Origin of the sequence: Novosphingobium malaysiense (assembly GCF_000802225.1) — a bacterium.
GTDB lineage: Bacteria > Pseudomonadota > Alphaproteobacteria > Sphingomonadales > Sphingomonadaceae > Novosphingobium > Novosphingobium malaysiense.
The window spans coordinates 549,656-566,198 of sequence record NZ_JTDI01000002.1; the positions used below are offsets into that span (position 1 = coordinate 549,656).

General features: G+C 64.0%; 23 protein-coding genes. 9 read left to right on the forward strand and 14 right to left on the reverse strand.

The genetic code is table 11. From position 1 onward, the window contains the following. The first annotated feature begins 51 nt into the window (after window positions 1-51). Together LK12_RS07510 and LK12_RS07515 are read left to right on the forward strand one after the other, a co-directional pair. Window positions 52-1,116 (forward strand): tyrosine-protein phosphatase, encoded by a 1,065-nt coding sequence (locus tag LK12_RS07510; RefSeq protein WP_039281230.1) that lies wholly within the window; start codon window positions 52-54, stop codon window positions 1,114-1,116. A gap of 184 nt (window positions 1,117-1,300) precedes the next feature. Next, on the forward strand, window positions 1,301-2,590 hold the full coding sequence (locus tag LK12_RS07515; protein WP_231568268.1) for an MFS transporter: 1,290 nt from the start codon (window positions 1,301-1,303) through the stop codon (window positions 2,588-2,590). Window positions 2,591-2,596: 6 nt separating this feature from the next. Here the strand turns inward: LK12_RS07515 and LK12_RS07520 are convergent, their stop codons facing one another. The 8 genes from LK12_RS07520 to LK12_RS07550 form a co-directional block, all read right to left on the reverse strand. Beyond that, complete coding sequence (locus tag LK12_RS07520) at window positions 2,597-3,391, reverse strand: NUDIX hydrolase (protein ID WP_039281233.1); 795 nt, start codon at window positions 3,389-3,391, stop codon at window positions 2,597-2,599. Window positions 3,392-3,746: 355 nt separating this feature from the next. Then, the gene (gene grxD / locus LK12_RS07525; protein ID WP_039281236.1) at window positions 3,747-4,076 is read right to left on the reverse strand and encodes a Grx4 family monothiol glutaredoxin; all 330 of its coding nucleotides are present in this window, start codon (window positions 4,074-4,076) and stop codon (window positions 3,747-3,749) included. Between the two features lie 31 nt (window positions 4,077-4,107). Then, the gene (locus tag LK12_RS07530) at window positions 4,108-4,341 is read right to left on the reverse strand and encodes a BolA family protein (protein WP_039281238.1); all 234 of its coding nucleotides are present in this window, start codon (window positions 4,339-4,341) and stop codon (window positions 4,108-4,110) included. Between the two features lie 55 nt (window positions 4,342-4,396). Beyond that, complete coding sequence (locus LK12_RS07535; RefSeq protein ID WP_039281241.1) at window positions 4,397-4,720, reverse strand: DUF1476 domain-containing protein; 324 nt, start codon at window positions 4,718-4,720, stop codon at window positions 4,397-4,399. 167 nt (window positions 4,721-4,887) lie between these two features. Then, on the reverse strand, window positions 4,888-5,490 hold the full coding sequence (leuD, locus tag LK12_RS07540; RefSeq protein ID WP_039281245.1) for a 3-isopropylmalate dehydratase small subunit: 603 nt from the start codon (window positions 5,488-5,490) through the stop codon (window positions 4,888-4,890). Beyond that, complete coding sequence (locus LK12_RS24900) at window positions 5,490-5,660, reverse strand: hypothetical protein (protein ID WP_197063486.1); 171 nt, start codon at window positions 5,658-5,660, stop codon at window positions 5,490-5,492. The genes leuD and LK12_RS24900 overlap by 1 nt, the downstream gene beginning before the upstream one ends. A gap of 5 nt (window positions 5,661-5,665) precedes the next feature. Continuing rightward, the gene (gene leuC / locus LK12_RS07545) at window positions 5,666-7,099 is read right to left on the reverse strand and encodes a 3-isopropylmalate dehydratase large subunit (RefSeq protein ID WP_039281248.1); all 1,434 of its coding nucleotides are present in this window, start codon (window positions 7,097-7,099) and stop codon (window positions 5,666-5,668) included. An 83-nt stretch (window positions 7,100-7,182) separates the two neighbouring features. Beyond that, on the reverse strand, window positions 7,183-7,596 hold the full coding sequence (locus tag LK12_RS07550; protein WP_039281252.1) for a hypothetical protein: 414 nt from the start codon (window positions 7,594-7,596) through the stop codon (window positions 7,183-7,185). A gap of 314 nt (window positions 7,597-7,910) precedes the next feature. Between LK12_RS07550 and LK12_RS07555 the strand changes: the two genes are divergently transcribed. The 5 genes from LK12_RS07555 (at window position 7,911) to LK12_RS07575 (ending at window position 11,690) form a co-directional block, all read left to right on the forward strand. Further along, window positions 7,911-8,684 (forward strand): alpha/beta fold hydrolase, encoded by a 774-nt coding sequence (locus LK12_RS07555; protein WP_039281254.1) that lies wholly within the window; start codon window positions 7,911-7,913, stop codon window positions 8,682-8,684. Window positions 8,685-8,716: 32 nt separating this feature from the next. Further along, the gene (locus LK12_RS07560; RefSeq protein ID WP_039281257.1) at window positions 8,717-9,235 is read left to right on the forward strand and encodes a sterol desaturase family protein; all 519 of its coding nucleotides are present in this window, start codon (window positions 8,717-8,719) and stop codon (window positions 9,233-9,235) included. 107 nt (window positions 9,236-9,342) lie between these two features. Next, a complete protein-coding gene (locus LK12_RS25130; RefSeq protein ID WP_231568269.1) occupies window positions 9,343-9,675 on the forward strand; it encodes a hypothetical protein in 333 nt (110 codons plus the stop codon). Window positions 9,676-9,772: 97 nt separating this feature from the next. Beyond that, on the forward strand, window positions 9,773-10,732 hold the full coding sequence (locus LK12_RS07570) for a formate/nitrite transporter family protein (RefSeq protein WP_082010403.1): 960 nt from the start codon (window positions 9,773-9,775) through the stop codon (window positions 10,730-10,732). A 121-nt stretch (window positions 10,733-10,853) separates the two neighbouring features. Continuing rightward, complete coding sequence (locus LK12_RS07575; RefSeq protein WP_082010404.1) at window positions 10,854-11,690, forward strand: sterol desaturase family protein; 837 nt, start codon at window positions 10,854-10,856, stop codon at window positions 11,688-11,690. Between the two features lie 6 nt (window positions 11,691-11,696). On the opposite strand, the gene LK12_RS07580 is transcribed toward LK12_RS07575, so the two are convergent. Both LK12_RS07580 and LK12_RS07585 read right to left on the reverse strand, forming a co-directional pair. Beyond that, window positions 11,697-12,056, reverse strand: a complete 360-nt coding sequence (locus LK12_RS07580; protein WP_039281261.1) for a YbaN family protein — start codon at window positions 12,054-12,056, stop codon at window positions 11,697-11,699. Beyond that, window positions 12,053-12,466: a SufE family protein gene (locus tag LK12_RS07585; protein WP_039281263.1), complete on the reverse strand. Its 414-nt coding sequence runs from the start codon at window positions 12,464-12,466 to the stop codon at window positions 12,053-12,055. The genes LK12_RS07580 and LK12_RS07585 overlap by 4 nt, the downstream gene beginning before the upstream one ends. A gap of 108 nt (window positions 12,467-12,574) precedes the next feature. Here LK12_RS07585 and LK12_RS07590 point away from each other — a divergent pair, with 108 nt between their 5' ends. Both LK12_RS07590 and LK12_RS07595 read left to right on the forward strand, forming a co-directional pair. Then, window positions 12,575-13,084: a CinA family protein gene (locus LK12_RS07590; protein ID WP_039281266.1), complete on the forward strand. Its 510-nt coding sequence runs from the start codon at window positions 12,575-12,577 to the stop codon at window positions 13,082-13,084. 29 nt (window positions 13,085-13,113) lie between these two features. After that, complete coding sequence (locus tag LK12_RS07595) at window positions 13,114-15,138, forward strand: NAD(+) synthase (RefSeq protein WP_052223273.1); 2,025 nt, start codon at window positions 13,114-13,116, stop codon at window positions 15,136-15,138. 15 nt (window positions 15,139-15,153) lie between these two features. On the opposite strand, the gene LK12_RS07600 is transcribed toward LK12_RS07595, so the two are convergent. From LK12_RS07600 to LK12_RS07615, 4 genes are all read right to left on the reverse strand, one after another. After that, complete coding sequence (locus LK12_RS07600; protein ID WP_039281272.1) at window positions 15,154-15,393, reverse strand: hypothetical protein; 240 nt, start codon at window positions 15,391-15,393, stop codon at window positions 15,154-15,156. Next, window positions 15,390-15,680 (reverse strand): hypothetical protein, encoded by a 291-nt coding sequence (locus LK12_RS07605; RefSeq protein ID WP_039281276.1) that lies wholly within the window; start codon window positions 15,678-15,680, stop codon window positions 15,390-15,392. The genes LK12_RS07600 and LK12_RS07605 overlap by 4 nt, the downstream gene beginning before the upstream one ends. A 79-nt stretch (window positions 15,681-15,759) precedes the next feature. Then, window positions 15,760-16,050 (reverse strand): hypothetical protein, encoded by a 291-nt coding sequence (locus tag LK12_RS07610; RefSeq protein WP_039281279.1) that lies wholly within the window; start codon window positions 16,048-16,050, stop codon window positions 15,760-15,762. Window positions 16,051-16,072: 22 nt separating this feature from the next. Next, entirely contained in the window at window positions 16,073-16,465 is a 393-nt protein-coding gene (locus LK12_RS07615; RefSeq protein WP_039281282.1) for a PspC domain-containing protein, read from the reverse strand. Between the last annotated feature and the right edge of the window lie 78 nt (window positions 16,466-16,543).

Here is a 16,543-nt window from a genome sequence, read left to right on the forward strand (position 1 = left end):
TGCGCGGCACCACACGTGTAGCTGTGTGTGAACGATTGGGAGATCCATCCGATGCGTACCGCCCTTTCCGGTGTCCTGGCCATTGCGATTTTTGCCGCTTCCGGCGCCGAAGCGCGCGAGCAAGTGACGGTGACACGTATCGATTCCAATCGGGTCGAGCTCGAGCGGGACGACGCGCATCCCGTGACGATATGGCTGAGCAGCGACACGCGCCTCGATGAATCGGACAGCCGCGTCGCCGAGGCGACCACGGCGCGCAAGCTGGACATCGACCTGCCCGGTTCGAAGCGGGAATACCTGATACTCAAGGGTGCCGACGGCAGTGTCCGCGTGGCCGCCGAGCGCGTGATGCCGCTGGAGCAGGGCAGCAACTTCCGCGACATCGGTGGCTATGTCACGAAAGACGGTCACGTCGTGCGGTGGGGCAAGGCCTTCCGGTCCGGCGCGCAGCCGCTGCTGACTGAAGGCGATCTTGCGCTGGTCGATCAGCTCGGCATCGGTACCGTTGTCGATCTGCGCTCGCTTGAGGAACGGCAGATCAACCCCGATACCATCGACGACCGGGAAGGCGCCCTGTTCGTTTCCAACGACTACAGCATCAAGGCGCTGATGGGGCCGATGATGGCGCGCAAGGGCGAGCACATCTACGAGGGCATGGAAAAGCTGTTGGCCCCGCAATACCGCTCGCTCTATCGCCAGATCATGGCCGAAGGCGATGGTGCCGGTGCCGTGCTCTATCACTGCTCGGCCGGCCAGGACCGCACCGGAGTGGCGACGGCCTTGCTCTACGACATGCTGGGCGTGGACCGGGAGACGATCCTGGCCGACTATCACCTGTCGACCGAACTGCGGCGTCCCTACTGGGAAATGCCGCGGTTCGACGCGGCCGAATATCCCGATAACCCGATCGCCCAGCACTATGCCAGGTCGTATCCGGAAAAGGGCGCCAAGGCAGAGCCATTGTATACGCCGGGCGGACAATCGCATTTGGCGCAGTTCTTTGCATACCTCGATGCGGCTTACGGTGGTTCTGCCGGTTACATGAAGCAGGTTCTGGGCTTTACCGATGCGGATCTGGCACGCTTGCGGTCGGTGATGTTGCGGCCCGCGCGATGAGCCAACTCCGCCTTCCCTAAAGCGAGCTCATCTTAGGGAGCTTGCGCGAGGACGGTTGCAACCTCCCCGAATGCAAGTCGGGCCATGAAAACGTCGCGCCTGCGAATTCCGTTTCGGTATGGCGGATAAACACTGGTCAAGTACGCGCTTTCGCATCACACTCGGCATTTCGTATACAACCGGCATGAAGACCGGTTCATCGAAGGTTTCGGGAGAGAACGACTTGGCCCATTCCGCTGCCCCCATAGGGGACGCTCCAAATCATCCCCTCGCCGTGCGCATGGGGGTGATTGCCGGTGTCTCGCATAATGTCGTCATCGGTACCGTCATGGGCTCGTTCGGGCTCATGCTCGCCTCGGTCGAGCAGAGGCTGGGCGTTACAGGCGAAGAGGCGGCAGTCGGTATTCCGCTTGTCCTCGTCGGCTCGTCGATCCTGGCGCCCTTCGTGGGCGTGCTGATCGCAAAGCTTTCGCTCCGCCTCCTGCTGATGCTCGGCGCATTGCTGACGGTTGCGGGGTATTTCGTGCTCGCCACGACCAGCAGCTATGCCCTCTACCTCGTCGCCTATGGCCTGTGTTTCGGCCCGGCGATGTCACTTGCCGGATCGATCGGACCGGCCACGCTGGTGACGCGATGGTTCCATCGCAACCGTGGCCTGGCGCTGGGGCTGGTCCACTTGCCGATCGTCATTGCCATCGTGCCGTGGGCACTCGAACGCGCGCTCGGCCACTATGCGCCGACCACGCTCTATGCGGCGATCGGCACGGTTTCCGCAGTGCTGCTGGTGCCGCTCATCCTGTTTACCGTGGACCATCCGCCGAACGCCGAAACAGTGGCGCCGGAACCGGAGGAAAAGCGCACTGCGGACGGGTCCTTCAGCATTGCACAGTTGCTTGCGCGGCCGCGATTCTGGGCCCTTTGCCTCGCCGCGATCGCCAGCATGACGAGTTCGGTCCTGCTTGGTTCCCTGCTCGTTCCCATGGGCATGTCCTGGGGCTTTACCCGTCCCGATGCTGCGCTGTTGCAGTCGATCATGTCGCTGGTCGGCATCGTCGGCTCGATCCTGTTCGGCTGGGTCGCAGACAAGCTGGGAGGCGGCCGGTCACTGGCCCTGATCGGGTTCAACTGCGCGATCCTCTGGCTTGTTCTCCTGCAGCATCCACCTTTCGCGGTCACGGCGGTCGTCGTGGGCCTGATCGGCATGCACGGCGCCGGCGCAATCCCGACCCTGGGTCGCGGCATTTCCGATACCTTCGGACAGGCCAGCTACAGCCGCGGCTTCGGGCTCAATACGCTGATCGGCTTGCCGTTCATCGCGCTTGCCGTCGTCGGCTCGGCCCGGGCCTACACGACGACGGGCAGCTACGATCTGGCCATCGCCGCAATCGCTGCCTTCTTCGTCCTCGCGGTGTTGCTGGGGCTCTACGGAGCGACAGGCCCGAAGGTGGAAGGTCCCGCAGCCGCGCCGGCGTAGGAAGGGTCAACCGCGCAGCGCCGAGGCCTTTGTCTGGCCTCGCACCGGGTAGCCGTGTCCATCGGGGATGACGATCCATTCTTCCTCGTCGCGCTGCTCCGAGCCAGGATGGACGCGCGCCACCGGGTGTGCCGCGATGTCCTTCAGCGCCTCTTCGTAGGTGCCGTACTGCGCGAGCCGTTCGAGATTGCGGCGGGTGGGGAAGATGACGCTGATCTCGCCGCGATCGGCCATCGCTAGGGCGTCGCTGGCGCTGGCCCAGAACAGGTGGGTGTTCTCCGTCGCGTCGACCGCAATGTCGACCAGGCCCGTGCCGAGGTTGGTCACGAAGAAGCGCGTGTCGAATGCCTTGTCTCGCAGAGGGCACCAGTGCGCGAAGAATGAGAGCGTCTCCGGCTGCAATTCCCAGCCGAAGTGCGCAAGGACCGGGGCAAGCTTACCGGTCTCGAGCAGCATCCGGCGCCCTGCTGCGGCTTGGGCGGCGCTCACCGGAGCGCGTGTGGCGATCATCAGGCCGGTTTCTTCCAGCGTTTCGCGAATTCCGGCGATGCGGGCCGCGGCGATCTCTTCCGGCTCCTCGGGCAGGAGCTTGCGGGCGAGTTCGTAGTCCGCCGGGTCGACGCGTCCGCCCGGAAAGACTGCTGCGCCGCCGGCAAAGCGCATTTCGCGCGAGCGCTTTACCATCAGGAGCTCGGGAGGCCGGCCTTCTGCGGCATTGCGGAAGATGACCACGGTTGCGGCCGGAACGACCGCGGGGGCATCGGCAGGCATGGGCAGATGGGATGGGGCAGTTGGCGGCATGCAACGGCCTCTCGCTCGACAGCGCCCTGCAGGCAAGTGGAAAAGTTGTGCCGCCCGCGGCACGGCAATGTCGGAAAGTTTTACAACACCGTCGGTTTACAATTCAGGCCTATTGCCAGGATCCTCGGAAAACCGGGAAAAATCAAAACTGGCACGGGTCGTGCTTATATGATTGCGTACCCCAAAGCAGTCTCGATAGAGGCGGGGCCGACCCAGTCTCCCGGCCCCGCCTCCCCGAAACAGCCTTCCCACACCTCAGTTGCCGCAGCGGGCCGAATGTTCTCCGTCCGCGCATGAAAAAGGCCCGGAAAGGCGATGCTTTCCGGGCCCTTCAATCCATATTGTGAGGCGGTGGTCAGCCTTGCGCAGCGATGCCGGCGTCGGCCATCAGCTGGTGGAGTTCACCGGCTTCGAACATTTCCATCATGATGTCGCTGCCGCCCACGAATTCGCCCTTCACGTAGAGCTGCGGGATGGTGGGCCAGTCGGAATAGACCTTGATGCCCTGGCGGATGTCCATGTCCTGCAGCACGTCGACGCTCTCGTAGGGCACGTTCAGGTGCTCAAGCATCGCGACGGCGCGGCTGGAAAAGCCGCACTGTGGGAACAGCGGGGTTCCCTTCATGAACAGGACGATGTCGTTTTTGTTTACAATCTCGCCGATGCGGGTGTTGACGTCGGACATGGGTAGGGGGCCTTCTTGTGTGTTCCTGTCGTCAGTTGGGTACGGCGGTCGTCAGTTGCAAGGCGTGGAGTTCGCCGCCCATGCGTCCGCCCAGCGCTTCGTAGACCATCTTGTGCTGGGCTACGCGCGGCTTGCCGGCAAAGGCGGCCGAAACGACATGGGCTGCATAGTGGTCGCCGTCTCCGGCAAGGTCGGTGATCGATACCTGCGCATCGGGCAGGGCCGCGCGGATAAGGGATTCGATCTCGCTGGCGGGCATCGCCATGGCGGGGCTCCGGATCTAGTGTGGCAGGCCCGGCGGTGCCGGGCCCGGTATCGTCTCAGGCTTCGCCGAGGAAAGCGCGGCGCGCTTCGACCTGCTTGGCTTCGAGCGCGGCGCGCACTTCGGCTTCTGAGGTCTCCACGCCGGCGGCCGTCAGGTCGCCCAGCAGCTTGCGGATCACGTCTTCGTCACCCGCTTCCTCGAAATCGGCCTGCACCACGGCCTTGGCATAGGCTTCGGTTTCGGCCTGAGACAGCTTCATGCGTTCCGCCGCCCATTCGCCGACCAGACGGTTGCGGCGGGCCTGAATGCGGAACTGCGTATCGGCATCATGCGCGAACTTGGCTTCTTCTGCGCGTTCACGGTCCTGAAAACTCGTCATCGAAAGTCCTCGACTGATTCGATCCCAGACGGTCTGGGCCCCCTTCTTCAACCAACCGCGATACGGCGCGCATTGATCCGGTTCAATCCCGATTCGCAACAGGCAGCGCCGCAATCGCCATCGCGGGGTGCCTGCGTCGGGTCCGGTTTGCGCCTTGCCCGGGCGGTTCAGTTCACCGTGGCCGGCGTGCGGGCCAGGAACGGCAGGTCCACCTTGGCCTTCGCCTCGTGGGCGCCGATCGCATCCGCCTGCGCCATCGTCAGGCCCACTTCGTCGAGGCCGTTTTCAAGGCAGTGCTTGCGGAACGGGTCGATGTCGAAGGTGAAACGGTCCTGAAACGGGGTGGTGACGGTCTGCGTTTCCAGATCGATGTCGATCGGATCGGTCCTGGCGACTTCCATCAGCCGGTCGATCGCCTCCTGCGGAAGGGCGACGGTGAGGATCCCGTTCTTGAAGGCATTGCCCGAGAAGATGTCGGAAAAGCTCGGTGCGATCACGCAGGTCACGCCCATGTCGAGCAGGGCCCAGGCGGCATGCTCGCGCGAGGAGCCGCAGCCGAAATTGTCGCCCGCGATCAGGATCGGCGCCCCGGCGAACTCGGGGTCGGTAAAGACGTTGCCCGGTTCCTTCTTCACCGCCTCGAAGGCGCCCTCGCCGAGGCCTTCGCGGGTGATGGTCTTGAGCCAGTGCGCAGGGATTATGACGTCGGTGTCGACGTTCTTGCGGCCGAACGGGATGGCGCGGCCGGCAACGTGGTTGATCGGTTCCATCAATCGGTCTCGGGCGCGTCTTCGGGATGGTTGGGCTTTACGTCGGAGACATTGCGCTCCTTGCGCCGTTTCACGAAGAGCAGGGCGGCTGCGATGGCGGCCGAGCCGATCGCGGCCCCGGCGGCAATGGCGGCCTTTCCGGCCAGCGAGGTATCGGTTTCGTCTGCCATGATCGTTATCCTACCAGTTCGCGCACGTCTGTCAGCTTGCCGGTCACGGCCGCGGCCGCGGCCATTGCGGGACTCATCAGGTGGGTGCGGCTGCCCGGGCCCTGGCGCCCGGTGAAGTTGCGGTTGCTGGTCGAGGCGCAGCGCTCGCCCGGGGGCACCTTGTCCGGGTTCATCGCGAGGCAGGCCGAGCAGCCCGGCTCACGCCATTCCAGACCGGCATCGGTGATGATCTTGTCGAGCCCCTCGGCCTCGGCCTGTTCCTTGACGAGACCGGAACCGGGCACGACGATGGCCCACTTCACGTTGTTCGCCTTCTTGCGGCCCTTGAGCACTTCGGCAGCGGCGCGAATGTCCTCGATGCGGCTGTTGGTGCACGAACCGATGAAGACGTTCTCGACCGCGACATCGGTCAGCTTCGTGCCGGGCGTCAGGCCCATGTAGTCGAGGCTCACCTTGACGGCGTCACGCTTGGACGCATCGGCGAAATCCTCGGGGGCAGGGACCACGCCGCCGATGCCGGACACGTCCTCAGGGCTGGTGCCCCAGGTGACGGTGGGCTGGATGTCTTCCGCCCGGATCGAGACGGACTTGTCGAAGCTGGCACCTTCGTCGGTGGCCAGGCTCGTCCACCAGGCGACGGCCTTGTCCCAATCCTCGCCGGTCGGTGTGTAGGGACGGCCCTTAAGGTATTCGAAGGTCTTTTCATCGGGCGCGACGAGGCCGGCGCGGGCACCGCCCTCGATCGACATGTTGCACACGGTGAGGCGTCCTTCGATCGACATTTCCTCGAACACGTTGCCGCGGTACTCGATGACGTAGCCGGTGCCGCCCGCCGTGCCGATCACGCCGATGACGTGGAGGATCACGTCCTTGGGCGTGACGCCGGCACCGAGCTTGCCCTCGACGCGCACTTCCATGGTCTTCGATTGCTTGAGCAGCAAGGTCTGTGTCGCCAGCACGTGCTCGACCTCGGTCGTGCCGATACCGAAGGCCAGCGCGCCGATGCCGCCGTGGCAGGCGGTGTGGCTGTCGCCGCAGACGATCGTCGCGCCGGGTAGCGAGAAACCCTGCTCGGGGCCGACGACGTGGACGATGCCCTGTTCGCGGTCGGTCGCGTCGATGTAGCGGATGCCGAATTCCGGCGCGTTCTGACGCAGGGCGGCAAGCTGCGTCGCGCTCTGCGGATCGGCGATGGGCAGGACATTGCCCTGCGCGTCGCGGCGCGCGGTCGTGGGCAGGTTGTGGTCTGGAACCGCGAGGGTAAGGTCCGGGCGGCGCACCGTGCGGCCGGCAGCGCGAAGGCCCTCGAAGGCCTGCGGGCTCGTCACTTCGTGGACGATATGCCGGTCGATATAGATGAGGCAGGTACCGTCGTCGCGCGTGTCGACGACGTGGGCGTCCCAGATCTTCTGGTACAAGGTGCGCGGGTTCGTGGTCATAACAGAGGCGCGATTAGGCGTGCCCGCTCCGCAATTCAAGCGGTACGAGCACGCCGTTTCACGCAATTATGTGGTGCGGCCGATCAGTGGCGGTGGCGATCGCGCTCGTGGCGCTGCGCATGGATGGCGGCGCGAACGCGTTCGATCTTGCGTTGCAGGGTGCGTAGCTCGTGGCGGTCGAGCCCGCCGCGGACGTAGCTGGCGTGGAGGCGCTGGATTCCGGCAGCTTGCCGGTGCAGGCCGGCTGCTTCACGTCTGGAGATTACGCGGCGCGCAGAGGCCCGGTCGATGTCGCGATGCAGGGTCTGCATGTCCGCACGCACCATTGCGCCGCGCGAAGCAGCGTAGCGGGGTTCGTGGCGGTGGCTCTCTGCGTAGCGGGTGGCCTGTTCACGGCGAGCCTTTTCGTGGGGCGCAGCGGCGTGGGCGGGCGCCACGGCTCCCAGCGCGAGTGTGGCAGCAAGGGCGGGCGCGATAAACCTAGTCAGGGCAGGCATGGTCTTCTTCCTTGGATTCACGGGCGGGATGGCCTCGCTCGTTCATTTTTATTGCGCGAAACGTGAACGCCAGAAGACTCGTCGGTCACAGATATGTCGGGATTTGTAATTAAGAGTCGCGCGAAGAACGCGCTATTGTCCTCCTGCGACCCGAAGGGAGGGGGAGCGCCAAAAGGCAATTTGCAGACGCAGGCATGAATCTCCCCCAGCAGGAGCATGTCTGTGTCTGTTTGCCGGTTGTCTCCCCCGACCTGCCATCCCATACTCCTTTCCGACTAACGGCCCGAAGGCCAATTCCAGATCGGGGGGGCGAGATGCGTTTCGTGCTGGTTCACGGTGGCTTCCACGGCGCATGGTGCTGGGAACGAGTCGTGCCGGAGCTTCAGGCGCTGGGACACGAGGCCATAGCCATCGATCTGCCCGGACACGGCGCCCGGGTCGATGAAGAGGTCACCCTGAAGACACGGCAACAGGCGTTGGTCGACGTCATCGAAGCCGGCGACGTACTGGTGGGGCATTCCGGCGGCGGTTATGACATCACCCTGGCGGCGGATGCGGTGCCGGAGCGGATTGGCCACCTGATCTACCTGGGAACCGGACTGCTGATCGAGGGTAAACCGCTTATCGAGGCCAGTGGCGGCCGCCCTGCCGAGGACGTCGCGCAGGATGGCCGGACGCAGTTGATGACCGACGACACCGGCATGATGGAATTCATCGCCACGGACAGCCGCGGCAACATGGTCTGCGCCGATTTCGAGAAGACCTGGGCTTTCTTCTATCATGACTGCGACGAGCAGACGGCGCGACGGGCTTTCGAACGCCTGACTCCGGCCCCCGTCGGCTTCATCCAGGAGCCCGTTCACCTGTCGCGTTTCTGGCATGCGGATCTGCCGCGCAGCTACATCCGCTGTCTGCAGGATCGGGCAGCTCCAGCCTGGTTGAGTGCGCAGGCGGCCGAGCGACTTGGGGTCGAGCCGCTGACGATCGACGCCTCGCATTCGCCGTTTCTCAGCCGGCCGCGCGAGACCGCGGAGCTGTTCGAGCAAGCCGTCGCAACGCTGCCCACGGGCCCTCTACAACCCCGATAGGCGCGCCCCGCAGCCGGTGCTATAGGCGAGGCATGTCTCCGCTTGCCGCCATAGCAATCGTGCTCGCCACCGTCACCACGATGGAATTCGTCGCCTGGGCAAGCCACAAGTACGTGATGCACGGCTTCGGCTGGTCTTGGCACCGCGACCATCACGAACCGCACGACAAGGTTCTGGAAAAGAACGATCTTTACGCTGTGGTCGGTGCGGCGATCAGCATTTCCATGTTCGCGCTCGGTTCGCCGCTGGTCATGGGCGGCAAGGCCTGGGCACCCGGCACCTGGATCGGTCTGGGCGTACTGGTCTACGGGGTGATCTATACGCTGATTCACGATGGACTGGTGCACCAGCGCTACTTCCGGTGGGTGCCCAAGCGCGGCTATGCCAAGCGGCTGGTGCAGGCGCACAAGCTCCACCATGCCACGCTCGGCAAGGAGGGCGGCGTCAGCTTCGGGTTCGTGGTCGCTCGCGATCCGGCGCAACTGAAGCGTGAACTGCGCGTTCAGCGCGAGCGCGGAATTGCCGTGCTGCGCGATGCAGTCAACGACTGAACCGGCGTGTCCTCGGCGGCGCTATGGTGGACTTTGCCGAAGAGGCTGGACAGGGGCGCCCTGCAAATGCACCATCGTTGGTCCACCATATCCAGTGCAGGGATTGCATGACGCAGGCACCGGAGGGGCAGATCATGAGTGATAGCAGTGAAGACAGGTCGACGGTTGAACATCTTCCCAGCCAGAAGCCAGCTTTGATATCGGACGAGTTGGCCAAAATCCGCGCCATGGTGCGCGAGCACACCTCGAAGGATGCGAAGATCAGCATCGAATTCGACGGGAAGCTGCGTTTGCACGTCGACGTCCGCAATGGTGAGGACGTCAAGGTGCTGGCAAAGATGCTGCCCACGCTGGGGACCGGAATCTTTCACAGTATAGAAGTGGGCGCGACGCCCCACCATCCGTTTTTCCATCGCGTTTCCGCCCTGATAGAGCGTTAGGCGCATATACCGATAGCGCCAGCGCGTTGCAGGCGGCTGGAAACCGCATGGGTTTTGGTGGGTTTCCACGTCTCGACCTCGCAGGAGATTGAGCATCGTGCACGACAGCCCCGCACCGGAAAATGGTGCTGCGCCTGGAAAGAAGGCGCCCGATACGGGAAAGAAGGCGGAGCAGAAGGCCGAGCAGAAAGCCGAACAGAAGGCGGTCCGCGAAAGCGCAGAGCGTGAAATCGAGGGCAGCGCCGCCACGCTGACGCGCAAGGAACGCCGCCAGGTCACCGAGCATAGCCGGCTTTCTGCGCTGACCGTCTTTTCGATCATTCGACGCGAGGGCGAGGAAGAGTTACGGCGTCCGTCCTCGTCGCTCTGGTGGTCGGGGATCGCGGCAGGTGTTGGAATTTCCTCATCCGTCTATGCGCAGGCGCTGCTCTATGATTCGTTTGCAGGTCATCCGCATCGCGCCCTGATCGCCAGCCTTGGTTATACCGTCGGTTTCGTGCTGGTGATCCTCTCGCGCCTGCAGCTTTTTACCGAAAACACGCTTAGCGTCGTGCTGCCGATGCTGTCAGAACCCAGCTGGCGCAGGCTGGCAAGGTCCGGGCGTCTGTGGGGGATCGTGCTCACCGCCAACCTGATCGGTACGGCTCTCACCGCTTTCGTCGTGCTTACGGTGACGCGCGGGACGGAAGCCGGATATTCGAGCCACATCATCGCGATGCTTGATGTCTCGCAGCACGCCGCAGAGGCCAGCGGCATGATCGCGCTGGTAAAGGGCATTCCCGCCGGGTTCTTCATCGCTGCCCTGGTGTGGATGCTGCCCAGTTCGAAGGGATTCGAGCTCTGGGTGATCATGCTGTTCACAGGGCTTATCGCCGCGGGCGAATTCACCCATGTCATTGCCGGGTCGACGGAGATGTTCCTGCTGGTCGTTGATGGCCGGATGGGCATTGTCCAGGCGTTTGCCGACCACCTCGTGCCGACTTTTGCCGGCAACGTCATCGGAGGCACCGGGCTGTTCGCAATGCTGGCCTACGGGCAGATTCACGCCGAGATCTGATCCCGGTCCGACACTATTCCGATTGATTGAGAACATCGTTTCCGCTATGAGCCCTAGTCGCTCACAGAGGGGAGAAGGGCGCAGGCAGACGCCCGGTTTTGCAGAAAGAGCAGGATTTGCGATGAACTCGTCTTTATTTTCAACGATTCTTGCCAACTATCATTGGCAGCTTTCGCTGATCACCGGCCTTGGCATCATCGCCATGGTCTTGCTGGGCAAGGTAATCGCCTTTGCCGTGCCGGCCCTGCGGGTGGAGGCGAAGCGCAACGCCGATGCCTACAGCCGCAAGATGGAAAAGCCGAGCTACGCGGCGAACCAGAAATGGAACCGCAAGTGGGCGATCCTTTTTCTGGTCCTCATCTTCGGCGTCATCCTGCCGTTCTGCCTCACGGCCGAGCCGCAGCCCTGGTGGCGGGTGGTGCGCGACATCGTCGTGATCCTCATGTTCTACGACTTCTTCTACTACCTCACGCACCGCTTCCTGTTTCACGACAGCGCGCTGTTCGGCGGGGCCGGGCCGCTCAAGTGGATGCACGCGATCCATCACCGCCAGCACAATCCCTGCCGCGGCGATTCGAGCTTCATCCACCCTCTGGAAGTGGCGATCGGGCTGGGCCTCTATGTCGCCTCGATCGCGGTGCTCGCGGCCCTGATGGGGCAGTTCCACGTCGTCACCATCGTGATCACCTGGATCGCCTTCAACCAGATCAATTTGCACAACCACGACTTGTGGGAGACGGACCGCTTCCCGTTCCGCTATCTCAACTACGTCTCGGTGATGCACCACAACCACCACGCGCGCTTCACCGGCGGCAATTTCGCGACGATCACGCTGCTTTACGACTGGATGTTCGGCACGCTGGACCATGGCAACGGCCACCGCGGCGAATATACGCCCCAGATGGCGGCCGAGGCAGCCGCTGCCAAGGCGGCGAAGGCGGGCGCCAAGAAGGCCTGAGTCCGCCTATTCGTTGCGGGTCCAGATCCAGGGGCCGATCACTGCAAGAACGACCACCGGGATCAGCACCCATGGCCAGCCGAGCGTCAGCCCGACGAAGGCGATGCTGCCGCTCATGGCCAGGATCGCCGCTACCTTGCCCTTGCGGCTGATCGCCCGCCGGTCGCGCCATTCGCGCAAGTGGTGGCCGTGGCTGGGGTGGTTGTAGAGTTTCTCCGCCAGATGCGGATGGCTTTTCGAGAAGCACCAGGCCGCCAGCAGGTAGAACACCACGGTGGGCAACAGCGGCAGGAAGATGCCCACCGTTCCCAGCGCGGTGAAGAACAAGCCCCCCGTCAGCCACATCGGACGGGTGAGGCGTTTCATGACCCTTGCGCGTAACGGGCCGCGGTTTCGCGGATCAGCGCGATCATGTTGGGAACGCCCTGCGTGCGGTTGGACGAGAGCTGGTTCTTCAGGTCGAACGGCTCGAGTGCGGCGGCTATGTCGGTCTCGGCGACGGTTTCGGCCGGCTTGTCCTGAACCGCGGAGATGACCAGGGAAACGATGCCCTTGGTGATTGCGGCATTGCTATCGGCCAGGAAGTGCAGCGTGCCGTCTTCGCGGGCAGTGGGATAGACCCAGACGCTTGCAGAGCAGCCGCGTACCTTGGTGGCATCGGTCTTGAGCGCGTCGGGCATCTCGTCGAGCTCGCGGCCCAGTTCGATCAGGAGACGGTAGCGTTCGTCGCCGTCAAGGAATTCGTACTCTTCGCGGATATCGTCAAGGCTGCGCATGTCTCAGCCATTTAGGGTCGCGACCGGCAAGGGCAAGGCCTTTCGCGGGAACAGGGGCATTGCCGCAGCATTGTTGCTGCAAGCGTGAGTGCCAGGAGAGAGGAACACATGGCGGAAGCACTGGATCCGGCCTTGCCGCGCGCAGTGATCGATCAGGCCGAGACGCTTCTGGACCTGGCCCATGACAACGGCCTGATGCTGGTGACGGCGGAAAGCTGCACGGGCGGGATGCTGGCATCGCTGCTCACCGATGTGCCCAGCCGCAGCCACGTGTTCGAACGCGGCATCGTTGCCTATTCCGCCGATGCCAAGTGCGAACTGCTGGCGATCGAGCGGCGCATGGTCGATGCCTGCGGCGCGGTCAGCCGGGAAGTGGCCGAAGCGATGGCGCTCGGCGCGCTGAACGGTTCGCGGGGCGACGTGGCGCTCGCCATTACCGGGTTTGCCGGGCCCGGCGGCGTGGACGACGAGGAAGGGCTTGTGCATTTTGCCTGTGCGCGCCACGGCTTTGCTGTACTGCACCGGGAAGCGCACTTCGGTGCCATCGGCCGCGCGGGCGTGCGGCGAGCGGCACTGGAGGCGGCATTGCAATTGTTCGAAGAGGCCCTGAACCTTTGACCGAGACGACTGCCCACCCCTTCTACGCCATGCATGAACACGGGTTCGTGCGCGTCGCCACGTCCACTCCGCAGGTCCGCACGGCCGATGTCGCGTTCAACCGCGATGCCGTCCTGGCCGAGGCGCGCCGGGCGCACGAGGCACACGTGGACTTGCTGGTGTTTCCCGAGCTGTGCCTGTCTTCCTATGCCATCGACGATCTGCACCTGCAGGGCGCGATGATCGAGGCGGTCGAGGCGGCGGTCGGCGAGATTGTGAAGGCCAGTGCCGATCTTTCGCCGGTCCTGCTCGTGGGCGCGGCGCTGATGCACAAGGGGCGGCTCTACAACTGCGCGCTGGCCATTGCCCACGGCAAGCTGCTGGGCGTGGTGCCCAAGTCCTATCTCCCCAATTACCGCGAGTTCTACGAGAAGCGCTGGTTCGCCAGTGGCAAGTCTTTGCGCGGCGAAACCATCCGCGTGAACGGACATGACGTCCCCTTCGGTACCGACCTCGTATTCGCCTCCGAAGTCCTGCCGCATTTCCGGTTCTTCATCGAGATCTGCGAGGATTTCTGGGCCGCGACCCCGCCCAGTTCGCTGGGTGCGCTCGCCGGGGCGACGATCCTGTGCAACCTGTCCGCCTCGAACATCGTGATCGGCAAGTCTGACGAGCGGCACATGCTGTGCCGCTCGCAATCGGCGCGCACGGCGTCGGCCTATGTCTATTGCGCCGCCGGACACGGCGAGAGTACCACCGATCTGGCCTGGGACGGGCAGGGCGTGATCTACGAACTGGGCGACCTGCTGGCCGAGTCCGAGCGCTTTTCCCTCCATCCCGAGCAATGCGTCGCGGACATCGATTGCGAGCGGATCGTCATGGATCGCCTGCGCATCCCCACCTACAACGATGCCGCCGAAGCGGCGGGACGTCCGGAAGAAACATTCCGCACCGTGGCATTCCGCCACGCACCCCATGGTGGCGCGATCGGGCTGATCCGCCCGGTCAGCCGCTTTCCTTTCGTGCCCGACCGGGCCGACCGGCTGGATGCCGATTGCTATGAGGCGTTCAACATCCAGGTCGATGGCCTGATGCGGCGGCTTGAATCGACGCATTCGCAATCGATGGTGATCGGCGTGTCGGGCGGGCTCGATTCCACCCATGCGCTCATCGTCGCTGCCAAGGCCTGCGACCGGCTCGGGCTGCCCCGCAGCTTCATCCGCGGCTACACCATGCCCGGCTTCGCAACCAGCGAGGGCACCAGGTCCAATGCGTGGAAGCTGATGGAAGCGGTGGGGATCACGGCGGAGGAAATCGACATCCGTCCTGCCGCCACGCGCATGCTCGAGGACATCGGCCACGCCTTCGCGGGCGGCGAGCCGGTCTACGACGTGACGTTCGAGAACGTGCAGGCCGGGCTGCGCACCGATTACCTTTTCCGGCTCGCCAGCCAGCATCACGGCTTCGTGATCGGTACGGGAGACCTGTCCGAACTGGCGCTGGGCTGGTGTACGTACGGCGTGGGCGACCAGATGAGCCACTACGCTGTCAATTCGGGTGTGCCCAAGACGCTGATCCAGTACCTGATCCGCTGGTGCGCGCGCGGTGACCAGTTCGACGACGAGACAGACGCCGTGCTGCTCGCGATCCTCGATACCGAAATATCGCCGGAACTGGTGCCTGCAGGCGAAGACGGGGAGATCCAGAGTACCGAAGCCAAGATTGGCCCCTACGAACTCAACGACTTCTTCCTCCACCACGTGATGCGCTTCGGGCAGAAGCCGTCAAAGGTGGCGTTTCTGGCCTGGCATGCCTGGAAGCAGGCGTCGGCCGGCACCTGGCCGGCAGGGTTTCCCGACAGTCGCAAGAACGAATACGACCTGGCGGCGGTGCGCATGTGGCTGGAGAAGTTCCTGCAGCGATTCTTCGCCTTCAGCCAGTTCAAGCGTTCGGCGATTCCCAACGGCCCCAAGGTTTCCTCCGGCGGTGCGCTCAGCCCGCGGGGCGACTGGCGGGCGCCTTCCGATGCCAGTGCCGCCGTGTGGCTGGCGGAGCTGGATGCGCGAATGCCCTGACCGGCACCGCGCCTATCAATCGCGAAGGGATTCGATCTCGCGCGCGAGGTCCTTGCCGCGCTGTTCGTCGGTGGCGATGCGCTCGAGCACCGCTATGCGCTTGCGCATTTCCTCGACCTCACGCTCCAGTTCGTGTTCGCGCGCGGTGTGATCGTAGTCGCCGCGCTTGTTGCCCAGGGCGCGATACTTCTGCGTGCGCAACCAGGTGACGCACGCGATTGCGAAGAGAACGACGACGGCAGTCCAGAAACTCATTGCGTGGTAACCTCGGTCGGTTCGATGTCGCGCAGTGCTTCTATTTGTCGGGCGACGTCACTGCCGCCACCATCTGTAATGATGCGCTCGAGAACACGCACGCGATTTTCCAGTTCCGTATTCTGGGTGGCATATTGGGCGGCCTTCTCAGCCGTCTGGCTCGCCATGATCTCGAGTTCACGTTCCTTGAAGGCCAGCCTGCGCTTGTAGGTCCCTGCCAGGATCGAGACGATGGCGATGAGCGCCGTCATCAAAACCAGCAGGCCGACCACGTCTTCGGGAGTCATTACGGAGTTTCCTTCGTGGGGCCCGCCGGGGCACCTGCGTCCGGCAGGCCCCTATATCGGTCCAGGCCAAGTCGTGTCGTCAGTTGACGGTCTTCTCGCGTTCGCCGGCCGCGCCTTCCTCCACCGCACGCTGGTCGCGCAAGGCTTCGATCTGCAGCGCGGTGTCGTAGCCACCGTCGGTTATGATGCGTTCCAGCACGCGTACGCGTTCTTCCAGTTCGCGGCTGTGCGAGGCGTATTGCGCGGCCTTTTCCGCCGTGGCTTCTGCCTGCAGTTCGACCATGCGCCGCTGGTGTTTGGTCCAGATGGCGAGGCCGGCGATCAGGAAGGGGGCCAGCGGGATGAGCAGTGCAAGTGATCCGGTGTCCATGTCGTTCCCCTGTCAGCCCGCCTCAGCGCAAGCTGTCGATCTCGGCCGCCAGGCGCGAGCTGCTGCTGCTGGTGTAGTGCGCTTCCATGTCGGCAATGCGGCGATCGAGGTCGGACATGTCCGCACGCAGGCGCCTGGAGCGCGATGTGACCATGCCGCGCTGCTGGCGGCGGCGTTCCATGCGGCGCAGCAGGCGTTCTTCTTCGGCCTCGCTATAGAGCGCCATCGGGCGATTATCGGCCAGCACGGCAACCGCGATATAGATCGGGATGGTGATGAACGAGACCCAGATCGTCAGAAAGACGGCGGCTAGCCGGATCCACAGGGCGTCGACACCGGTATAATCAGCGATGCCGGCACATACGCCCGCCATCTTGGCATTCGACTTGTCGAGATAGAATGGTCCGCGTGACACTGGTTTTCCCTTCCCTTGAAAAACAGACTTCCCGGCCTTTGCCCATCGCGGGCGGTGCTAGCCTCCGGGACGCAGGCT

Bases quoted from the DNA above. Each gene is read 5' to 3' on its own strand.
- LK12_RS07510 (WP_039281230.1), top strand. From the start codon at position 52: ATGCGTACCGCCCTTTCCGGTGTCCTGGCCATTGCGATTTTTGCCGCT.
- LK12_RS07515 (WP_231568268.1), top strand. From the start codon at position 1,301: ATGAAGACCGGTTCATCGAAGGTTTCGGGAGAGAACGACTTGGCCCAT.
- LK12_RS07520 (WP_039281233.1), bottom strand. From the start codon at position 3,391: ATGCCGCCAACTGCCCCATCCCATCTGCCCATGCCTGCCGATGCCCCC.
- grxD (WP_039281236.1), bottom strand. From the start codon at position 4,076: ATGTCCGACGTCAACACCCGCATCGGCGAGATTGTAAACAAAAACGAC.
- LK12_RS07530 (WP_039281238.1), bottom strand. From the start codon at position 4,341: ATGGCGATGCCCGCCAGCGAGATCGAATCCCTTATCCGCGCGGCCCTG.
- LK12_RS07535 (WP_039281241.1), bottom strand. From the start codon at position 4,720: ATGACGAGTTTTCAGGACCGTGAACGCGCAGAAGAAGCCAAGTTCGCG.
- leuD (WP_039281245.1), bottom strand. From the start codon at position 5,490: ATGGAACCGATCAACCACGTTGCCGGCCGCGCCATCCCGTTCGGCCGC.
- LK12_RS24900 (WP_197063486.1), bottom strand. From the start codon at position 5,660: ATGGCAGACGAAACCGATACCTCGCTGGCCGGAAAGGCCGCCATTGCC.
- leuC (WP_039281248.1), bottom strand. From the start codon at position 7,099: ATGACCACGAACCCGCGCACCTTGTACCAGAAGATCTGGGACGCCCAC.
- LK12_RS07550 (WP_039281252.1), bottom strand. From the start codon at position 7,596: ATGCCTGCCCTGACTAGGTTTATCGCGCCCGCCCTTGCTGCCACACTC.
- LK12_RS07555 (WP_039281254.1), top strand. From the start codon at position 7,911: ATGCGTTTCGTGCTGGTTCACGGTGGCTTCCACGGCGCATGGTGCTGG.
- LK12_RS07560 (WP_039281257.1), top strand. From the start codon at position 8,717: ATGTCTCCGCTTGCCGCCATAGCAATCGTGCTCGCCACCGTCACCACG.
- LK12_RS25130 (WP_231568269.1), top strand. From the start codon at position 9,343: ATGACGCAGGCACCGGAGGGGCAGATCATGAGTGATAGCAGTGAAGAC.
- LK12_RS07575 (WP_082010404.1), top strand. From the start codon at position 10,854: ATGAACTCGTCTTTATTTTCAACGATTCTTGCCAACTATCATTGGCAG.
- LK12_RS07580 (WP_039281261.1), bottom strand. From the start codon at position 12,056: ATGAAACGCCTCACCCGTCCGATGTGGCTGACGGGGGGCTTGTTCTTC.
- LK12_RS07585 (WP_039281263.1), bottom strand. From the start codon at position 12,466: ATGCGCAGCCTTGACGATATCCGCGAAGAGTACGAATTCCTTGACGGC.
- LK12_RS07590 (WP_039281266.1), top strand. From the start codon at position 12,575: ATGGCGGAAGCACTGGATCCGGCCTTGCCGCGCGCAGTGATCGATCAG.
- LK12_RS07595 (WP_052223273.1), top strand. From the start codon at position 13,114: ATGCATGAACACGGGTTCGTGCGCGTCGCCACGTCCACTCCGCAGGTC.
- LK12_RS07600 (WP_039281272.1), bottom strand. From the start codon at position 15,393: ATGAGTTTCTGGACTGCCGTCGTCGTTCTCTTCGCAATCGCGTGCGTC.
- LK12_RS07605 (WP_039281276.1), bottom strand. From the start codon at position 15,680: ATGACTCCCGAAGACGTGGTCGGCCTGCTGGTTTTGATGACGGCGCTC.
- LK12_RS07610 (WP_039281279.1), bottom strand. From the start codon at position 16,050: ATGGACACCGGATCACTTGCACTGCTCATCCCGCTGGCCCCCTTCCTG.